17 protein-coding genes are annotated in these 16,362 nt (G+C 67.0%); 8 read left to right on the forward strand and 9 right to left on the reverse strand.

The annotated features are described in order from the left end of the window. Nucleotides 1-18: 18 nt before the first annotated feature. Entirely contained in the window at nt 19-1,200 is a 1,182-nt protein-coding gene (locus tag ToN1_RS18845) for an acetyl-CoA C-acyltransferase family protein (protein WP_169207681.1), read from the forward strand. A 73-nt stretch (nt 1,201-1,273) separates the two neighbouring features. Here the strand turns inward: ToN1_RS18845 and rsgA are convergent, their stop codons facing one another. After that, complete coding sequence (gene rsgA / locus ToN1_RS18850) at nt 1,274-2,206, reverse strand: ribosome small subunit-dependent GTPase A (RefSeq protein ID WP_169205751.1); 933 nt, start codon at nt 2,204-2,206, stop codon at nt 1,274-1,276. Nucleotides 2,207-2,219: 13 nt separating this feature from the next. Then, nucleotides 2,220-3,476: a M48 family metallopeptidase gene (locus tag ToN1_RS18855; protein WP_169205750.1), complete on the reverse strand. Its 1,257-nt coding sequence runs from the start codon at nt 3,474-3,476 to the stop codon at nt 2,220-2,222. A gap of 74 nt (nt 3,477-3,550) precedes the next feature. Here ToN1_RS18855 and orn point away from each other — a divergent pair, with 74 nt between their 5' ends. Then, nucleotides 3,551-4,102: an oligoribonuclease gene (gene orn / locus ToN1_RS18860; RefSeq protein WP_169205749.1), complete on the forward strand. Its 552-nt coding sequence runs from the start codon at nt 3,551-3,553 to the stop codon at nt 4,100-4,102. A 58-nt stretch (nt 4,103-4,160) separates the two neighbouring features. Here the strand turns inward: orn and ToN1_RS18865 are convergent, their stop codons facing one another. Together ToN1_RS18865 and rpmE are read right to left on the reverse strand one after the other, a co-directional pair. After that, on the reverse strand, nt 4,161-5,798 hold the full coding sequence (locus ToN1_RS18865) for an ArnT family glycosyltransferase (protein WP_169205748.1): 1,638 nt from the start codon (nt 5,796-5,798) through the stop codon (nt 4,161-4,163). Between the two features lie 144 nt (nt 5,799-5,942). Beyond that, nucleotides 5,943-6,161 carry a 50S ribosomal protein L31 gene (gene rpmE / locus ToN1_RS18870; RefSeq protein WP_169128882.1) on the reverse strand — a complete coding sequence of 73 codons (219 nt, stop codon included), beginning with the start codon at nt 6,159-6,161 and terminating at the stop codon, nt 5,943-5,945. A 316-nt stretch (nt 6,162-6,477) separates the two neighbouring features. On the opposite strand from rpmE, the gene ToN1_RS18875 reads away from it, so the two are divergent. The 5 genes from ToN1_RS18875 to ToN1_RS18895 all read left to right on the forward strand — a co-directional run bounded on the left by ToN1_RS18875 (nt 6,478) and on the right by ToN1_RS18895 (nt 9,568). After that, nucleotides 6,478-7,464 carry a tRNA dihydrouridine synthase gene (locus ToN1_RS18875; protein WP_169205747.1) on the forward strand — a complete coding sequence of 329 codons (987 nt, stop codon included), beginning with the start codon at nt 6,478-6,480 and terminating at the stop codon, nt 7,462-7,464. Between the two features lie 14 nt (nt 7,465-7,478). Then, a complete protein-coding gene (trmB, locus tag ToN1_RS18880) occupies nt 7,479-8,183 on the forward strand; it encodes a tRNA (guanine(46)-N(7))-methyltransferase TrmB (RefSeq protein ID WP_169205746.1) in 705 nt (234 codons plus the stop codon). A 21-nt stretch (nt 8,184-8,204) separates the two neighbouring features. Then, nucleotides 8,205-8,930 (forward strand): UPF0149 family protein, encoded by a 726-nt coding sequence (locus tag ToN1_RS18885; RefSeq protein ID WP_169205745.1) that lies wholly within the window; start codon nt 8,205-8,207, stop codon nt 8,928-8,930. Nucleotides 8,931-8,958: 28 nt separating this feature from the next. Then, nucleotides 8,959-9,288, forward strand: a complete 330-nt coding sequence (locus ToN1_RS18890; RefSeq protein WP_169205744.1) for a YkgJ family cysteine cluster protein — start codon at nt 8,959-8,961, stop codon at nt 9,286-9,288. Nucleotides 9,289-9,388: 100 nt separating this feature from the next. Continuing rightward, a complete protein-coding gene (locus tag ToN1_RS18895; protein WP_169205743.1) occupies nt 9,389-9,568 on the forward strand; it encodes a hypothetical protein in 180 nt (59 codons plus the stop codon). Here the strand turns inward: ToN1_RS18895 and ToN1_RS18900 are convergent, their stop codons facing one another. Then, nucleotides 9,569-10,432, reverse strand: a complete 864-nt coding sequence (locus ToN1_RS18900; protein ID WP_169205742.1) for an ATP adenylyltransferase family protein — start codon at nt 10,430-10,432, stop codon at nt 9,569-9,571. 107 nt (nt 10,433-10,539) lie between these two features. Between ToN1_RS18900 and ToN1_RS18905 the strand changes: the two genes are divergently transcribed. Further along, nucleotides 10,540-10,758, forward strand: coding sequence for an RNA-binding S4 domain-containing protein (locus tag ToN1_RS18905; protein ID WP_169205741.1), 219 nt, complete (start codon nt 10,540-10,542; stop codon nt 10,756-10,758). A gap of 30 nt (nt 10,759-10,788) precedes the next feature. Here the strand turns inward: ToN1_RS18905 and ToN1_RS18910 are convergent, their stop codons facing one another. The 4 genes from ToN1_RS18910 to acnA all read right to left on the reverse strand — a co-directional run bounded on the left by ToN1_RS18910 (nt 10,789) and on the right by acnA (nt 16,154). Beyond that, entirely contained in the window at nt 10,789-12,522 is a 1,734-nt protein-coding gene (locus tag ToN1_RS18910) for an NAD-binding protein (RefSeq protein ID WP_169205740.1), read from the reverse strand. 14 nt (nt 12,523-12,536) lie between these two features. Continuing rightward, nucleotides 12,537-12,920, reverse strand: coding sequence for a DUF6394 family protein (locus ToN1_RS18915; protein ID WP_169205739.1), 384 nt, complete (start codon nt 12,918-12,920; stop codon nt 12,537-12,539). Nucleotides 12,921-13,028: 108 nt separating this feature from the next. Then, nucleotides 13,029-13,418 carry a YchJ family protein gene (locus ToN1_RS18920; RefSeq protein ID WP_169205738.1) on the reverse strand — a complete coding sequence of 130 codons (390 nt, stop codon included), beginning with the start codon at nt 13,416-13,418 and terminating at the stop codon, nt 13,029-13,031. A gap of 18 nt (nt 13,419-13,436) precedes the next feature. Then, on the reverse strand, nt 13,437-16,154 hold the full coding sequence (gene acnA / locus ToN1_RS18925; protein ID WP_169205737.1) for an aconitate hydratase AcnA: 2,718 nt from the start codon (nt 16,152-16,154) through the stop codon (nt 13,437-13,439). Nucleotides 16,155-16,362 lie beyond the last annotated feature (208 nt).

Raw genomic sequence — 16,362 nt, forward strand, 5'->3', positions numbered from 1 at the left:
ATCCAGGAGGGAGCACAGATGGCGAATCGTGAAGTTGTGGTTTTGAGCGCAGTCCGTTCGGCGGTAGGTGGTTTCGGCGGCTCGTTGAAGGACATGGAGCCGGCCGAGCTGGGCGGCGTGGTCGTCAAGGAAGCGATCGCCCGTGCCGGAGTGGACCCGAAGCAGGTGACCTTCGCCACCGTCGGCAACTGCATTCCGACGGAGTCGCGCTATCCCTACGTCGCGCGTGTCGCAACGATCCAGGGCGGCATGTCGATGGATTCGGTGGCCTTTGCGGTCAACCGCCTGTGCGGCTCGGCGCAGCAGGCCATCGTCAACTCCGCCCAGGCGATCATGCTGGGTGATGCGGACTTCGCCATCGGCGGCGGCGTCGAAGTGATGTCGCGCGGCGCCTACCTGCTGCCGGCACTGCGTAACGGCGCCCGCATGGGCGACGCCAAGGCCATCGACGCGATGGTCGCGGTGCTGACCGACCCGTTTGGCGTCGGCCATATGGGTATCACCGCCGAGAACCTGACCGCGAAGTGGAGCATCAGCCGCGAGGAACAGGACGCCTTCGCGCTCGAGTCGCAGAACCGCGCCGCAGCGGCGATTGCCGACGGCCGCTTCAAGAGCCAGATCGTCCCGATCACCTTCGAAACCCGCAAGGGTCCGGTCGTATTCGATACCGACGAGCATCCGCGCATGACGACCATGGAAGCGCTGGGCAAGATGAAGCCCGCCTTCAAGAAGGATGGTTCCGTCACCGCCGGCAACGCTTCGGGTATCAACGACGCTGCGGCCTTCCTCGTGCTGGCCGACGCCGCCAAGGCTGCCGCCGGCGGCCACAAGCCGATCGCCCGCCTCGTCGCGTACGCGATCGCCGGCGTGCCCAACGACGTCATGGGCGAAGGTCCGATCCCGGCTTCCAAGCTCGCGCTGCAGCGCGCCGGCCTGTCGCTGGACAAGATCGACGTGATCGAGTCGAACGAAGCCTTCGCGGCGCAGTCGATCGCGGTGAACAAGGGCCTCGACCTCGATCCGAAGAAGACCAATCCGAACGGCGGCGCGATCGCGCTGGGTCACCCGGTCGGTGCGACCGGCGGCGTGATCATCACCAAGCTGCTGCACGAGCTGATCCGCGTCAACGGCCGTTACGGCATGGCGACGATGTGCATCGGCGGCGGCCAGGGCATTACGACGATCTGGGAACGCATCTGAGCGGTCCATTCCCGGAAAGCAAAAAACCCGCTGCGGCGGGTTTTTTTTCGCGCGCCGGGCGGGCCGGGGAGGGCTACCAGCCCTGTGACAGGCGTTTCGCTTCGCGGATCTCGTCGCGGATCAGCCGGTAATGGTCAAAGCGGCGTGCATCGATCGCACCGGACGCGAGCGCCGCCTGCAAGGCGCAGCCCGGTTCGGACTCGTGCCGGCAGTCGCGGAAGCGGCATTTGCCGAGGTGATCCTGAAACTCGACGAAGCTCGCCGCAAGCTCGTCGGGCGTGAGGTGGGCGAGCCCAAAGGCCTGCAGTCCCGGACTGTCGATCAGCCAGCCGCCGTCGAGCGGATACAGGCGGGCGAAGGTGGTGGTGTGCTTGCCACTGTTGAGTGCCTCGGAAATTTCGCGTGTGGCGGCGCGGGCTTCGGGGATGAGCGCGTTGGTGAGGGTCGATTTGCCCATGCCCGACTGGCCGACGAAGATGCTGCGCTGGCCGGCGAGGTAGGGCCGAAGCTCGTCGGCGCCGGCGCGTGCGCTCAGCTCGATCACTTCGTAGCCGAGCCGCTCGAAGGGCGCGAGCATGCGGTGCGCCGCCGGCAGGGATTGAGCGAGGTCGGCCTTGTTCAGGACGATGAGGGTCCTGAGGTGCTGGCTTTCGGCCGCGGCGATGCAGCGGGAAATGAGCAGATCCGAGAACCCCGGCTCGGTCGCCGTGACCAGCACGACCTGGCTGAGGTTTGCCGCGATGAGCTTTTCGCGGAATGCATCCGAGCGCCAGAGGAGGTTGCGGCGCGGCTTGAGTGCGGTGATGACTCCCTGGTCGCTGCCGGTTGCCTCGATCTCGACCTCGTCGCCGCACGCGAAGCTGCTCTTCTTGCCGCGTGGGTAGCACTTCAGTCGATTGGTTTCCTGCCCGGTCTGTCCCGCGACGACGACCTCGTATTGACGGCCGAAGGCGGCGACGATGACGCCCTCGAGTGCCGTGCCGTGCTTCTGTCTGGGCTTGCTCACGAAATAGGGGGTCTCAGCTGGAGGAGCGCAGGCGCGCGACACGCAATGCCGCCGGCGGGTGGGAGTCGAAGAAGCTGGAGTACAGCGGGTCGGGGGTGAGGGTCGAGGCGTTGTCGCGGTAGAGCTTGACGAGTGCCTGTGCAAGATCGGAGGCACGCGTCTGGCGCACCGCGTACGCGTCGGCCTCGAACTCGTGCACCCGCGACCAGTAGCTCATCAACGGCGCGGCGGGGAAGGTGAAACAGGGCAGGGCCAGTGCGAACAGGGCCAGCGCAACCGCGGTGCCGGCCGAGGCAGGGGCAACGCCCAATCCGGCATAGAACCACGGCTGCCCCATCAGCCAGCCCAGCAGCCACAGCAGGCCGAGGCTCGCCGCGGAGATCACCGCGAGGCGTTTCCAGATGTGCCGGTGGTGGAAATGGCCGAGCTCGTGAGCGAGCACGGCCTCGACTTCCTCGGGCCGGAGCTTTTCCAGCAGGGTATCGAAGAAGACGATGCGCTTGGCGGCGCCGAAACCGGTGAAGTAGGCATTGCCGTGTGCAGAGCGGCGCGAGCCATCCATCACGAACAGGCCGCGGGAGCGAAAGCCACAGCGCTCCAGCAGCGCCTCGACGCGCGACTTGAGGGCCTCGTCCGAGAGCGGGGTGAACTTATTGAACAGCGGCGCGATGAAGGTCGGCCAGATGAAGAGCGCCAGCAGGTTGAAGGCGAGCCAGAAGAGCCACACCCACAGCCACCAGCGTTCGCCCATTGCACCCATCAGCCACAGCACGGCCGCAAGGACCGGCAGTCCGATCAGCGCGGCAAGCAAGGCCTCGCGTGCGAGGTCGGCGAGGAAAAGGCGCGCCGTCATGCGGTTGAAGCCGAAGCGCTTCTCGATGCCGAAGGTGCGATAGAGCGCGAACGGCAGCTCGATGGCCCAGCCGGCGATGCCGAGCGTCGCGAGCAGGGCGACCCCGTGCGCGAGCGTTCCGGCTTCGAGAAATCCGGTGAGCAGGTCGTGGATGACCTGCAGGCCTCCGCCGAGGGTGAGGGCGAGCACCCAGGCGGTGCCGACCGCAGCATCGACGGTGCCGAGTCCCATCCGTGCTGCGGTGTAGTCCGCAGCCTTGCGATGCGATTCCAGGCTGATCGATTCCGCGAACGGGGGCGGCACCGATTCCCGGTGCGCGCGCACGTGCCGGATCTGGCGCATCATGAGCACGAGCCTGGCGCACAGGGTCAGTGCGGCGGCGGCTAGGAAGAGGTAGGAGAAGGCGTGCGGGGACATTCGGCGAGTGGAGTGGGCGGGCGGCGAGGCATCTATGCCACAATCGCGCCTTTGCTCAAGCGGGGCGGACGATTATGGCACAGGATCAGAATCACCTCATCTGGCTGGACATGGAGATGACAGGGCTCGAGCCGGATACCGATCGCATCATCGAGGTCGCGATCGTGATCACCGATTCGCAGCTCAACACCGTTGCCGAGGCGCCCGTGATGGTCGTGCATCAGCCCGACAGCGTGCTCGACCGCATGGATCAGTGGAACCGCGACACGCATGGTAGGTCCGGCCTGACCGGCCGCGTGAAGGCGTCGACGACCGGCGAGGCGGATGTCGAGGCGCAGATGCTGGCCTTCCTGCAGCAGTACGTGCCCGCGCGCACCTCGCCGATGTGCGGCAATTCCGTGTGCCAGGATCGCCGGTTCCTTGCCCGTTACATGCCGCAACTCGAGGCGTGGTTCCACTACCGCAACCTCGACGTGTCGACGCTGAAGGAACTCGCGCGCCGGTGGCGCCCGGAGATCTACAAGGGCGTCGTCAAGAAGGGCAAGCACGAGGCGCTGTCGGACATCTACGAGTCGATCGGCGAACTGCGCCACTATCGCGACAACTTCCTGCGCCTCCAGGACTGAGTCGGCTGCCCCCGGTAGCCCCTTGAGCGCGCGCGCAGGGGCTACGTGCGGTCCGGTTTCAGTCGCGCCGGTACAGGCGGAAGATCTCTTGCTGTCTTCCGCCGCCGCGACGAAATTCCCAGATCTGCTGCCATTCCGGCGCGGGTTTCTGGGCGTCGCTGCGATCGTCGAAGACCAGCAGGAAGCCGCACTGGGTTTCGTTGTTGATGACCCGCTCCGGCCGGATGCCGGCGAAGTAATGGAAGGAGGCGCGCTGGCTGGCCGACAAGCCCACCATCGCGACGCAGTCCTCACGCTCGCCCGACAGCGCGATCTTCAGCGAGGTTGCGGCCGGACGATAGCTGCGGTCATGGTCGAACCAGGGCTTGAGCAGTGCAATCGTGAGGCACCACAGCATCGTCATCCCGAGCGCCCAGTTCGCCGGCGCGCGGTTCGGCGAGCGCGGCAAACGCCAAGCCAGCAGGACCCATGCGGCGACGATGGCGATGCCCGCGATGGCCGAGATCTCGGGCGCGCGCAGGGCGAAATCCGGTGCCACGCGCACGAGATGGCGCGCGAGTCCGGGCGGCCACAGGAAGACCTGGGCGCTCCATGCGATCCATACGAGCAGCGTGAAGACGCCGAAGGTCATGATCCCGAACCAGTCGAAGGCGTTCGCGGCGCCGCGTCGCAGGCTCGGCACGCCCGACGCCGCAAGCAGCGCGAGCGGCGGCACGAGCGGCAGCATCGAGGCCGGGCTCAGGCTGCCGTTCAGGATGATCCACGCCAGGGCGAACATAAGGGCGGTGATCGGCAGCAGCGTGGACACGCGCAGCAGGTGGCGGCGGGTGCGCCACAGCGACCATAACGCAATGGGCCACAGCGGCCAGGCGAACCAGCCGAGGAGTTCGGCGAGGCGCGCGAACTCGTTGCCGCTCATCGCCCCTGCCCATAGTTCGCGCCACTCGTTGCGCCACCACAGCGCGAGCAGCTCGGGGGACTGGTAATGCAGCACCAGCGGCCACAGTGCCGATGCGCCGATGGCGAGGCTCAGTCCGATGATCAGTCCGCTGCTGGCGCGTGGATTGCGGCATTCGGGGCAGGCGGTGATGACGACGACGAAGAGTGGCAGCGAAAGCACGACGCCGGGCAGGCCGCCGGCGAGGAAGGCGAGCGCCGCGCCCATCCCGGCCTGGACGCCGCCGAGCACGGGGCGGGTCGGGATGTGCGAGAGGCCCGCCAGCGTGAAGGCCTGCATCGCCATGAGCGCAATCATCGGCTGGGTTTCATGCGCATGCAGCACCAGGCCCAGCGTGCCGAGGGTCAGCAGGGCGGCAGGGGTGCGTGTCTCGCGACCGTAGAGGCGGGTTGCCGCGCGCGTGATCCAGAAGATCGCCAGCGCCGTGAACACCGTGGTCGCCAGCCGGGCGCCGTCGTGCAACGGCAGGAAGGGGGCGAGCAGGCGCGCGAATGCGGCGCCGGCCCAGTAGTAGAGCGGCGGGAAATCGGTTTCGGGCTCGCCGGCGATGGCGGGGAACAGCAGGTGGTTTCCCTGCAGCATCTCCAGGATCGGGCCGAAATGGCGTGCGTCATCGCCGCGCCACGGGTCATGGCCGGTCAGTCCGGTGAGCAGGTACAGGGCGATGAGCAGCGCAAGGCCGGTCGCGCCGTACAGATGCCGCCGGATCGTCGAGGTCCGTAAGAATTCTCCAGTCATCTCATGGTGCGCCATCCGTCATGGTGCGGACGGCGTCGGAACGTCGGGTGCGGAATTCTAGCCGGCGCGCGAGGCTGCGCCGTGTTTCGAGGAACAAAAAAGGCAGCCGAAGCTGCCTTTCTTGTCGCGACCGGAAACCGGGGTTCAGCCAAGGCGCTGAACGCTGCCGTATTTCTGGCGGAAACGCTCGACACGGCCGGCGGTGTCGACGATCTTTTGCTTGCCGGTGTAGAACGGGTGGCAGGCCGCGCACACTTCGACGTGCAGCACGGGCTTGCCCAGCGTCGAACGGGTTTCGAAGGCGTTGCCGCAGGAGCAGGTGACCTGGACGACTTGGTAATTCGGGTGGGTATCCGCTTTCATGGCGATTCCTTGAACGAGCGGGCGGTGAATGTGGCCGCCCTGACAGCAGGTGGAAACCGCGAATTATCTCCGATCCGATGTCGCAAGGCAAGCAAGGCGCTGTTTTGCAGGGCAATCCGACGATCGGCGTGGCAGCATTTCGGGGAGCGGCTTCTGCCGTGGATCAGGCGGTCCGGTAAGGCCGGGAACAAGTTCGCGGCTGACGCCGCACGCACGGTCGGCCTGCAGTCCGCCTGGGCGCTCGTCCATGCGTGTCGCGAGTGGCTGTCCTGCGGCCGTTGGCCGTACAATACGCCCCTTTTTTCAGGGAGTTGGTGTGCGTCTGCTGCTCGCGCCGATGGAAGGTCTGCTCGACGCCGACTTGCGCGACGTTCTCACCCGCGCCTGTTCCTATGACTGGGCCGTGAGCGAATTCGCGCGCGTGTCCGGCACGCTCCTGCCGCATCGCTCCTACCGGCGCATCAGCCCCGAGCTGCTGTCCGGCGGACGGACCGCGGCAGCGGTGCCGGTGCGCCTGCAACTGCTGGGCTCGGACCCCACCTGTCTGGCCGATAACGCCGCGCGTCTCGTGGAGCTCGCGCCGCCCGGCGTCGACCTCAATTTCGGTTGCCCCGCTCCGACGGTGAACCGCCATCGTGGAGGAGCCGTGTTGCTCGACGAGCCCGAACTCCTGCATCGCATCGCGGCCGCCGTGCGGGCTGCCGTGCCGGCAGGGATACCGTTCACGGCAAAAATGCGGCTGGGCGTCGCGGATACCTCGAAAGCCGTCGAATGCGCCCAGGCGCTCGTCGCCGGGGGCGTGGAAGGTTTGGTCGTGCATGCGCGCACCAAGCTCGACGGCTACCGCCCGCCGGCGCACTGGGTGTGGGTTGCCCGCGTTGCCGAGGCGGTAGACATCCCCGTGACTGCCAACGGCGAAGTGTGGTCGGAAGCCGACTGGCGGCGATGTCGTGCGGAGAGCGGGGTTGCCGACGTGATGCTGGGGCGCGGCGCGGTTGCCGACCCCTTCCTTGCGCGACGCTTGCGCGCGCATGGCGGGGAGGGCGATCGCGTGATTGACCGCGAGGCGGAGTGGGCCGAATTGCTGCCCCTCCTGGCGCTTTTCTGGCAGCGCGTTCAGGGAAGGCTGCGTCCGCAACATTCGCCGGGTCGCCTCAAGCAGTGGCTAAACCTGCTGCGCCGCAATTATCCGCAGGCCGAGCAGCTGTTCCGCGAGATCCGCGCGGCGCGCAGGCCCCCCGAGATCGAAGCCGCGCTCGCGCGCCACGGCATCGCTGCCGTTGCGCTGCCGCTGGCGGCCTGAACCGGACGTCTCCGATGAGTTACGCAAACTCGCGCATCCCCGAGAGCGCCCAGGCGGGCGTGCATGAGCAGTTGTTGCGGCGCGTACAGCGCCACCTCGCGGAGCCTTTCCGCAAGCCCTGCCTGGATTACAACCGCGAAGCCTTCGAGGCCAGCCTCGCGGGATGGGACCGCAATGCGCCGCTTGTCCTCGATGCCGGGTGCGGCGTCGGCCACAGCACGATCCAGCTCGCGCGCGCCTTCCCCGATCACTGGGTGATCGGCGTTGACCAGTCGGAGGACAGGCTCAAGCGCCGCAAGCCTTATCCCGACGCGCTGCTGCCGAAGAACATGGTCTTCGTGCGCGCCGATCTCGTCGATTACTGGCGCCTGATGAGCGATGCCGGCCTGAGGCTCGCCCGTCACTACATCCTGTACCCAAATCCCTGGCCCAAGATCGGACATCTCGCGCGGCGCTGGCATGCGCACCCCGTCTTCCCCTACGTGCCGCGGCTGGGCGGGGTGCTCGAATGCCGCACGAACTGGCGTGTGTATATCGAGGAGTTCGCGTACGCGCTCGGCCTGGCGACCGGCCGCGAGATCGCGTGGGAGACCTTCGAGGCACCCGTGCCGCTGACGCCTTTCGAGCGCAAGTACCGCGATTCCGGCCAGACGCTCTTCCGCCTAGTCTGCGATCTCGACGCGCGGGCTTGCGTGCCGCAAGAGGATGGCGCACGCTGAAAGGCATTCCGGAGAATGATGATGACGAGCGAAACCGCTGCAAGCGCAGAGAATGACAACCCCCACCTGCTCGACGACGAGGAGTTCGAGGCGCTCGAGGAGCTGCTGACCTCGGATGTCGTCCCCGAGGATTGCATGAATCTGGAGATGCTCGACGGCTACCTCGCCGCCGTCATCGCCTCGCCCGTGCCGATTTCCCCCGAGCAATGGCTGCCGCCGGTGTGGTCGGCGCACGGGGACGAGATCTCCTTCGGTTCGGGCAGCCAGATGCAGCGTGCGATCCGCTTGGTGCGACGCTATTACAACGAACTCGCGACCACCTTGGGCGAGCCTGAAGGGTGGGAGCCGTTCTGCTACGCGGCGAGTGAGGGCGACACCATCGCGATCGGCGAGGAGTGGGTCGAAGGCTTCGCGCAGGGGCTCGAGCTGTGGCCCGAGGACTGGGACGCCGGACTGCCCGCTGAGGCGGCGGAGTCGGTGCGCAACGCGCTCGACAACCTGATGGCACCCTGGGCTTCCGACGACGCCGAGCTGGCGGACGAGGAGACCCGGCTGGAGTGGCTCGAACAGGCCGTGAACTGCATCGAGACGGTGCTCGGGCAATGGCGTGCGCTCGGAATGGCGGCGCCTGCGCTGCTGTCGGTGGAGCAGCCCGCCATGCACACGCCGGCTGCGGTGGGACGTAACGATCCCTGCCCCTGCGGCAGCGGCAAGAAGTACAAGAAGTGTTGCGGAGCGGTCGAGTGAGGGCTTGCGCCAGGATGCGGGGCGCGAAGTGAGCGACGACCACTGCACCCGCTGCGGCGCGTGTTGTGCCGCCTTCCGCGTCGATTTCCATCGCTCGGAACTGGCCAGCGCCACGGCAGGGGGCGTCCCCGACGCGATGACGGTTCCCGTGATCGGCGAGCTCGTGCGCATGCGCGGCACCGACGACGCGCCGCCGCGCTGCGTCGCGCTGGCAGGGGACATCGGCAGCGGGGTCCGTTGCACGATCTACGCCGGGCGGCCGTCACCCTGCCGCGACTTCGCGCCCTACGCGGCGCTCGGCATCGGCGAGGATGCCTGCGACCGCGCGCGGCGCCGCCACGGATTATCGCCGCTGTGAATCGGTGGCAGTCGGTCCGGGCCGCCCCTTGCGCGCCGCTGCAAGGGGGCGGCGGCCTTGGGTAGAATGGCGTCGAAGCCTGCACCGCCACCGAATTGCGATGAGCGATCCGAACCCCTGCCTCGACTGGGGCGTGCGTTGCGTTAATTTCCGCGTCTCGTTCTACTGGGGCGAGGGCGACGACGCGCCGGGCGGTTCGCCGAATCGGAAATGCAACGAGCAGCGCGCGCAGATCGGAATACCGCCCTTGCAGCCGCTCGCGGCGGCGCAATCCGCCTGATCAGCGCGGGCGCGCGACGGCCGCGAGCAGCCTGAGCGGGCCGATCGCGCGCACGGTCTCGATCTCCTCGGGGCGCCGCACGAACAGCGAGCCGGCGAAGCCGAGCGCATTGACGGAAATGTTGTCGTGACGCTCGCGCAGGCGCGGGATCACGGACATCCAGTCGCGCGACACGAGGAAATTGTAGGGGAGCATCGGATCCGCAGCGGGGTCGATGCCGAGTGTCTCGCAGCCGTTCCGGAACGCCTGATGCATGGCTTCGCCAAGCGAAACGGCGTCGCTGCGGGGCGGCAGGCGCACGAAAGTGTGCCGCCAGGGCAGGGTATCGAGGGCGGCGTGCGCGAAGGGGGGCAGGTCGGCGGGAAGCTGGTTGGTGAACAGGCCCAGGCGCGAAGTCTCTGCGGCGTCGGGAATCCATTGCAGGTGCTTGTGGCGCTGGCTGGCACCCGCCTCGCTGCCTCCGTTGTAGAAACCGAGCCCGCCGAGCGAGGTCATCACGGTGGCGAGCGCGATGAAATCGGTCCGCGTCAATGGCGCCGTCTGCGCCTCGAAGGCACGGGTGACGATCAGCAGGTGGCGTTCGATGACGGGAAACTTGTTCAGCACCCCCAGGTGCTCGTCGCCAAGCGGGCCGACGGTCAGTTCCGGGTCGGGCGGGAGAAAGGGGTTGAAGTCCGGGTCGCGCTTCACCGCGGCCTCGACCCGCGCGGCGTCCTTGTGCGCCAGCGTCGACACCCAGCGCACCGTGAAACCGATGCCGGCGTCCTCGATCGGCGTGCGTTCGGTGCGGATGGGGAGCAGCGCACCGGTGTCGGCTGCGCGACTGAGCGTGCGGTCGATCCGCTGCAGCAGGTCGTCGGACATGGTATGGGCGATCACGGGACGGCAGAGGTTTAGCCGGCAGTGTAGGCTGACGGCTCGAGGTCGATCAATTTGAATTGTGCAGCCTGCGGGCTGCCCGGGAGAAATGCATGACGGTTTCGTTTGCCGTGCGCGGCGAATATATCCAGCTCGATCAACTGCTCAAGGCGACCGGACTGACCGGCACCGGGGGCGAGGCTCATGCCGCGGTCGAGGCGGGACGGGTCACGGTCGATGGCAAGGTGGAGTCGCGCAAGCGCGCGAAACTGAGGCCGGGTGCGACGGTGTCCTTTGGCGGCGAAACGGTGGTGTTGGTCGCGTCGGAGTGACTCCGGTGGCGGCGGAACGAGCCTGTGTCGTTATGCCGTCTCGCGCCGTGCCGCCCGGTTGCGCGACAGACGTTCCCAGATCCAGCCGCCGGGTAGGTCCGTGCCCGTGAGGACATAGACGAGCGCGTGGTCGTTCGAGATCAGCAGGCTGAACTCGCGCTGCGCTTCCGCCGTTCCCACGAGCAAGAGCTCGTCGCCTGGTCGCAGTTCGGTATCGCCCTCGGGGGTCAGCACGTGATCATCGTCGTCGCGCCGCAGCAGGAGGATTTCGCACGCCAGCTCGTCGTCGCGGTTCGACGGTGACTTCAGCAGCGCCCGGAGTTCGATCGTCGCACCCTTCATCAGCTTGCGGTGCAGCGCGGGGGCCCGGCTGAGGTTGATGCGTTCGCTCCACACCGTCGGGACTCTCCATCCGAAGCGGTCCGTCAGGCGCCCGAGGAGCCGGTCGCACCAGTCCTCGTTGTGGCGTTTCATGTCCTCGAGGAAGGGGACCAGCAGGGGCGTCGTGAGGATTGCGAGGCACTCGTGCGCGATGATGCGGCTGGGCACGACATTAACGTCGTAGTCGAAGGCCTCGAACAGCGAATTGTTGGCAAAGTGGTTCTGGCGCAGGATCACGAACAGTCTCGGATTGAGTTCGCGTGCGGTGACGACGGTCGACAGGTTGTCCACGTCATTGGCCGTTGCGGCGACGATGCCGGCGGCACGCCTCACACCCGCCGCTTCGAGCGCGGGGGCTCCGGTGCCCTCGCCCTGCACCCAGCGCGCCGATGGCGCCGACGGGGGCGCATTGCGGTCGATGATCGTGAGGGGAACGCCCTCGCGCTCGAGGACGTGTGCGAGCATGCGTCCGAAGCGACCATGTCCGCACAGGATCCATTCGCCGTGCGGGGGGTCGCGCTGGCGTTCCATCGTCGTGCCCGGAACGCCCGTGAGCCAGGTGAGCAGGTGCCAGGCGGCCGGGGCGTGGAGTGCCAGCGCGAGGTATTCGGAGAATTTCTCGAACGGGTTGATGATGTGGCGCGTGCCGAAGGAGGCCATGTTGGCGGCCGTTTCGGCGGATTCGGCGCGGCACAGGGCGGGAATCTTCGGGGCGAGGAGTCTCGCGGCGATCGCGATTGCGAGATTGGCGCTGTCGTCATTGGTCAGCGCGATCACGCCGATGCAACTGCGGTGTGTGAGTCCGGCGAACTTCAGGTTTTCCGGGTTGCGCGCGTCGGCGCACAGGGCAGGGATGTCGGCGTGGTAGCCGTGCAGTTCGATCTCGCCAACCTTGGTTTCGTCCTGCTCGATGACCACGGCGCGGAATCCGAGACGGTCGAGCGCGTCGCAGATCAGCCGCCCGGTCTCCCCGAACCCGCACACGAGGTAGAAGGGTTCGCGCAGGTTGCGCACTGCGCGCATGAAACTCTGTGTGCGGATCGCCTGCTGCAGGTTGCGATCGGCGAGCAGCGCGAAGACCGTGCCTACCGTGTAGGCCCAGCCGATCACCGACAGGTAGATGCAGACGAGGACCCACAGCCGCTGCTGGTCGGAAAAGGCATAGGGGATCTCGCCGAAGCCGATCGTGGTGGCGGTATAGCTGATGAAATACAGCGCGTGGAAGAAGCTGAGGTAGGCCGTCTTGCCGTTTTCGTCGACGCCCGGCGCGAGCGTGAGCCCCATCACCGAGATCGCGATGATGGCGATCAGCAGGATGAACGGCGGGCGCATGCGCCGCATGATCAGGAAGAAGACGCTCTGATGGCGCAGCAGCGGCATCATCGCGAATGCCTCCGTCAGCGGCGCTGCATGATCGTTTCGGCGATCAGGATGATTACCGATACGACGTTCGCGAACAGCGCGCCGCCCGACAGCGACACGATGCGGGCCACCATCTCGGGCGTGACGCCATCCGGGGAGATGTGTGCCGCGTAACCCCAGACCATCGCCGCCGCGATCAACTGGAGGTCCGCGACCAGGCTCGTCGACAGATGCACCGCGCCGATCTGCGTGCGGTCGCCGAGCTTGAGCACTGTGGCGATGAGGCTGACGACGATTGCAAAGAACAATTCGTAAATGTCGTGGTGCTGGGCGTTGTCGACCTCCCCCACGAAAAAGCCGAAGTTGAGCGTCGCCGCCAGGACGATAAAGAAACCGAAGATGACTTTTTCGAGGTTCATGCCGGTCTCTCGACAAGGCAGCGGAAGCGCCGCAGGAGGGGGGCCGCTCAGGTGAGGGGCATATAGTGGTCCGATTATATGCGGAGGCGATCGGCAGCGGTTGCGCCGTCATTCGTGGATGTCGCCGTCCACGTAATACCAGCGATGCCCCTCGCGCACGAAACGGCTGGTCTCGTGCAGGCGATGCGCGCGCCCGCCCACCCGATAGCGGGCGACGAACTCGACGATGGCGGTGTTTTCCCCGGTCTGCAGGTGTTGGCGCACCTGCAGACCGATCCACTTCGGTGCCGGCTCGCCGCCGGCGAGGTCCAGCGTCGTGGGGCGTGTCGACTGGTGCCAGCTCTCGAGCAGGTAGGCCTCGTTGGCTTGCGTGAAGGCGGTGTAGCGGCTGCGCATCAGCGCCTCGGCCGAGTCGGCAGGCACTTCGCCGGCGATCACCGGCGCGCAGCACTCGGAGAAGGTCTTGCCGGACTGGCAGGGGCAGAGGATGGCGAGCATGGCAAAAATGTCCGGATGTCAGTCCGGGCGACGGAGAATCTCCCGCAGCACGTAGGGCAGGATGCCGCCGTGGCGGTAGTAGTCGACTTCGATCGGGGTGTCGATGCGGCACGTCACCGCTACGTCGCGCACGCTCCCGTCGCCGCGCCGGATCGAAAGCGTCAGGTCCTGGCGCGGTTGCAGCGTCGCGTCGATGCCCCGGATGTCGAAGATCTCGTCGCCCGTCAGGCCAAGATTCTCCCACGAATCCTCGCCCTTGAACTGCAATGGCATGACGCCCATGCCGACGAGATTGGAGCGGTGGATGCGCTCGAAGCTCCTCGCGACCACCGCCTTCACGCCCAGCAACTGTGTGCCCTTGGCGGCCCAGTCGCGGCTCGAGCCGGTGCCGTACTCTTCGCCGGCGAACACCACCGTCGGGATGCCTCGCGCCATGTAAGCCGTCGCGGCCTCGAACACGGTGGTCTGGCGTTCGTCGAGCAGTGTGTAGCCCCCTTCAATGCGCGACCCGTCCTCCCTCGGCGGCAGCATCATGTTCTTCACGCGCACGTTGGCGAAGGTGCCGCGCACCATCACGTCATGATGGCCGCGCCGCGAGCCGTAGGAGTTGAAATCCTGCTTCGCGACGCTGCGCGCCAGCAGCCACTGGCCGGCCGGCGTGCTGTCCTTGAACGAACCGGCAGGCGAGATGTGGTCGGTGGTCACCGAGTCGCCCAGCATCAGCAGCATGCGCGCGCCGACGATGTCGCCGACGGGGCGCGGATGCATGGCGAAGCCCTCGAAGAAGGGCGGACGGGCGATATAGGTCGATTCCGGCCACTCGTATACCTGCCCTGTGGTCGCCGGGATTTCGTTCCACAGGTCGTGATCGCGGGTGAAGTCGGCATACAGGCGCGTGAAGGTCGCCGGATCCATCGCGAACGGCAGCACTGCGGCGATCTCCTCGGAACTCGGCCACACGTCGCGCAGATAAACGGGCCGGCCGTCATTGCCGGTGCCGAGCGGATTCTGCGTGAGATCGACATTGACGCGTCCGGCGATCGCGAAAGCGACGACCAGCGGCGGCGAGCCGAGGAAGTTGGCGCGCAGGTTTGGATGGATGCGCGCCTCGAAGTTGCGGTTGCCCGACAGTACCGCTGCAGCGATCACGTTGTGCTCGTTGATCGCGTCATTGAGTTCGGGCGCCAGGTCCCCGGCGTTGCCGATGCAGGTCGTGCAGCCGTAGCCCGCCAGCGCGAAGCCCAGTCGTGCAAGCGGTTCGAGCAGCCCGGCGCGGCCCAGGTAGTCGGTCACCACGCGGGAGCCCGGGGCGAGCGAGGTCTTGACGTGCGGTTGCACTGACAGTCCCTTGTCGACGGCCTTCTTCGCCAGCAGGCCCGCGGCGATCAGCACCGCCGGGTTGCTGGTGTTCGTGCAAGAGGTGATCGCCGCGATCAGCACGTCGCCGTTGCCCAGCGTCACGCCCGGGAGTGCGGTCGGAAAGCGGGTGCCGAGCGCGGCTTCCGGCTGGCCAAAGCCGTTGTCGCTCGCCGGCAGGGAGAACAGGCGATCGAACACGTCCTCCATGTCCTGCAGCGCGATGCGGTCTTGCGGGCGCTTGGGGCCGGCCAGCGACGGCACGATGGACGCCAGATCGAGGCGCAGAGTGGTCGAATAGTCGATCTCGCCCGGGCGGGGAACGCCGAACAGGCCCTGCGCGCGAAAGTAGGCCTCGAAGAGCTCGCATTCGAGTTCGGTGCGTCCGGTGCCGCGCATGTAAGCGACGGTCTTCTCGTCGACGGGAAAGAAGCCCATCGTCGCGCCATACTCGGGTGCCATGTTGGCGATCGTCGCGCGGTCGGTGACGGACAGGCTCGCGGTGCCTTCGCCGCAGAACTCGACGAACTTGCCGACGACCTTCTGCCTGCGCAGCATTTCGGTGACGGTGAGCACGAGGTCGGTCGCGGTCACGCCTTCCGCGAGCTGTCCGGTCAGTTCCACGCCGACGACGTCCGGGGTGAGGAAATACACCGGTTGGCCGAGCATTCCGGCCTCGGCCTCGATCCCGCCCACGCCCCAGCCGACTACGCCGACACCGTTGATCATCGTCGTGTGCGAATCGGTGCCGACCAGCGTGTCCGGGTAGTACAGTCGCCCGTCGGCCGTGTCATGCCCGCGCACGCCGCGGAACAGGTACTCCAGGTTCACCTGATGCACGATGCCGATTCCCGGGGGGACGACCTTGAATGTGTCGAAGGCCTGCATGCCCCACTTCATGAACTGGTAGCGCTCGCGGTTACGCTGGAACTCGAGCTCCATGTTCTGGCGCAGGGCCTGCGGAGTGCCGTAGTGGTCGACCTGCACCGAGTGGTCGACGACCAGATCGACCGGAACCAGCGGTTCGATCAGCTTGGGATTCCGCCCCGTATCCGCCGCCACGTTGCGCATCGCAGCGAGGTCGCACAGCAGCGGTACGCCGGTGAAGTCCTGCAGCACCACGCGCGCGACGACGAAGGGAATCTCCTCGGTGCGCTCCGCGGTCGCACCCCAGCTCGCGAGTTGCCGCACGTGCTCCGCGGTGATCTTGCGGCCATCGCACTGGCGCAGCACGGCTTCCAGCACGATGCGGAGCGAGACCGGCAGCCGCGACACCTTGCCGGCCCCGGCGGCTTCCAGCGCCGGCAGCGAATGGAAGAGGCCCCGCGCCCCGGAAATCGTGGTGAAGGTTCTGAGGGTGTCGAAAGCGGCTTGGGGCATGGTGGGTCTCCTTCCTTGCGGTTGTTGGGCCAAGAGCCTGATGGCGGTACGAGCGGTCTTTCATCCGGTTTCTGTTGGAACGGTGTGTGCCGGATGTGTTCCCGTGCTGGCAGCGTGCGGCTCCCGCGACGGGAGGGGCAAAGCAATCCCCGGAAGCGCGCCCGCAGGCGTACGCAAGTCCTTGGGGAGGAGTAGAATTCGCGCGCTG

The organism is Aromatoleum petrolei (assembly GCF_017894385.1).
GTDB lineage: Bacteria > Pseudomonadota > Gammaproteobacteria > Burkholderiales > Rhodocyclaceae > Aromatoleum > Aromatoleum petrolei.

What these genes read in the sequence shown, in the direction of transcription:
- trmB (WP_169205746.1), top strand. Translation starts at nt 7,479, where the DNA reads ATGAGTTACGCAAACTCGCGCATCCCCGAGAGCGCCCAGGCGGGCGTG.
- acnA (WP_169205737.1), bottom strand. Translation starts at nt 16,154, where the DNA reads ATGCCCCAAGCCGCTTTCGACACCCTCAGAACCTTCACCACGATTTCC.
- ToN1_RS18905 (WP_169205741.1), top strand. Translation starts at nt 10,540, where the DNA reads ATGACGGTTTCGTTTGCCGTGCGCGGCGAATATATCCAGCTCGATCAA.
- ToN1_RS18915 (WP_169205739.1), bottom strand. Translation starts at nt 12,920, where the DNA reads ATGAACCTCGAAAAAGTCATCTTCGGTTTCTTTATCGTCCTGGCGGCG.
- ToN1_RS18900 (WP_169205742.1), bottom strand. Translation starts at nt 10,432, where the DNA reads ATGTCCGACGACCTGCTGCAGCGGATCGACCGCACGCTCAGTCGCGCA.
- ToN1_RS18845 (WP_169207681.1), top strand. Translation starts at nt 19, where the DNA reads ATGGCGAATCGTGAAGTTGTGGTTTTGAGCGCAGTCCGTTCGGCGGTA.
- ToN1_RS18885 (WP_169205745.1), top strand. Translation starts at nt 8,205, where the DNA reads ATGACGAGCGAAACCGCTGCAAGCGCAGAGAATGACAACCCCCACCTG.
- ToN1_RS18910 (WP_169205740.1), bottom strand. Translation starts at nt 12,522, where the DNA reads ATGATGCCGCTGCTGCGCCATCAGAGCGTCTTCTTCCTGATCATGCGG.
- ToN1_RS18855 (WP_169205750.1), bottom strand. Translation starts at nt 3,476, where the DNA reads ATGTCCCCGCACGCCTTCTCCTACCTCTTCCTAGCCGCCGCCGCACTG.
- ToN1_RS18865 (WP_169205748.1), bottom strand. Translation starts at nt 5,798, where the DNA reads ATGACTGGAGAATTCTTACGGACCTCGACGATCCGGCGGCATCTGTAC.
- rpmE (WP_169128882.1), bottom strand. Translation starts at nt 6,161, where the DNA reads ATGAAAGCGGATACCCACCCGAATTACCAAGTCGTCCAGGTCACCTGC.
- orn (WP_169205749.1), top strand. Translation starts at nt 3,551, where the DNA reads ATGGCACAGGATCAGAATCACCTCATCTGGCTGGACATGGAGATGACA.
- ToN1_RS18920 (WP_169205738.1), bottom strand. Translation starts at nt 13,418, where the DNA reads ATGCTCGCCATCCTCTGCCCCTGCCAGTCCGGCAAGACCTTCTCCGAG.
- ToN1_RS18895 (WP_169205743.1), top strand. Translation starts at nt 9,389, where the DNA reads ATGAGCGATCCGAACCCCTGCCTCGACTGGGGCGTGCGTTGCGTTAAT.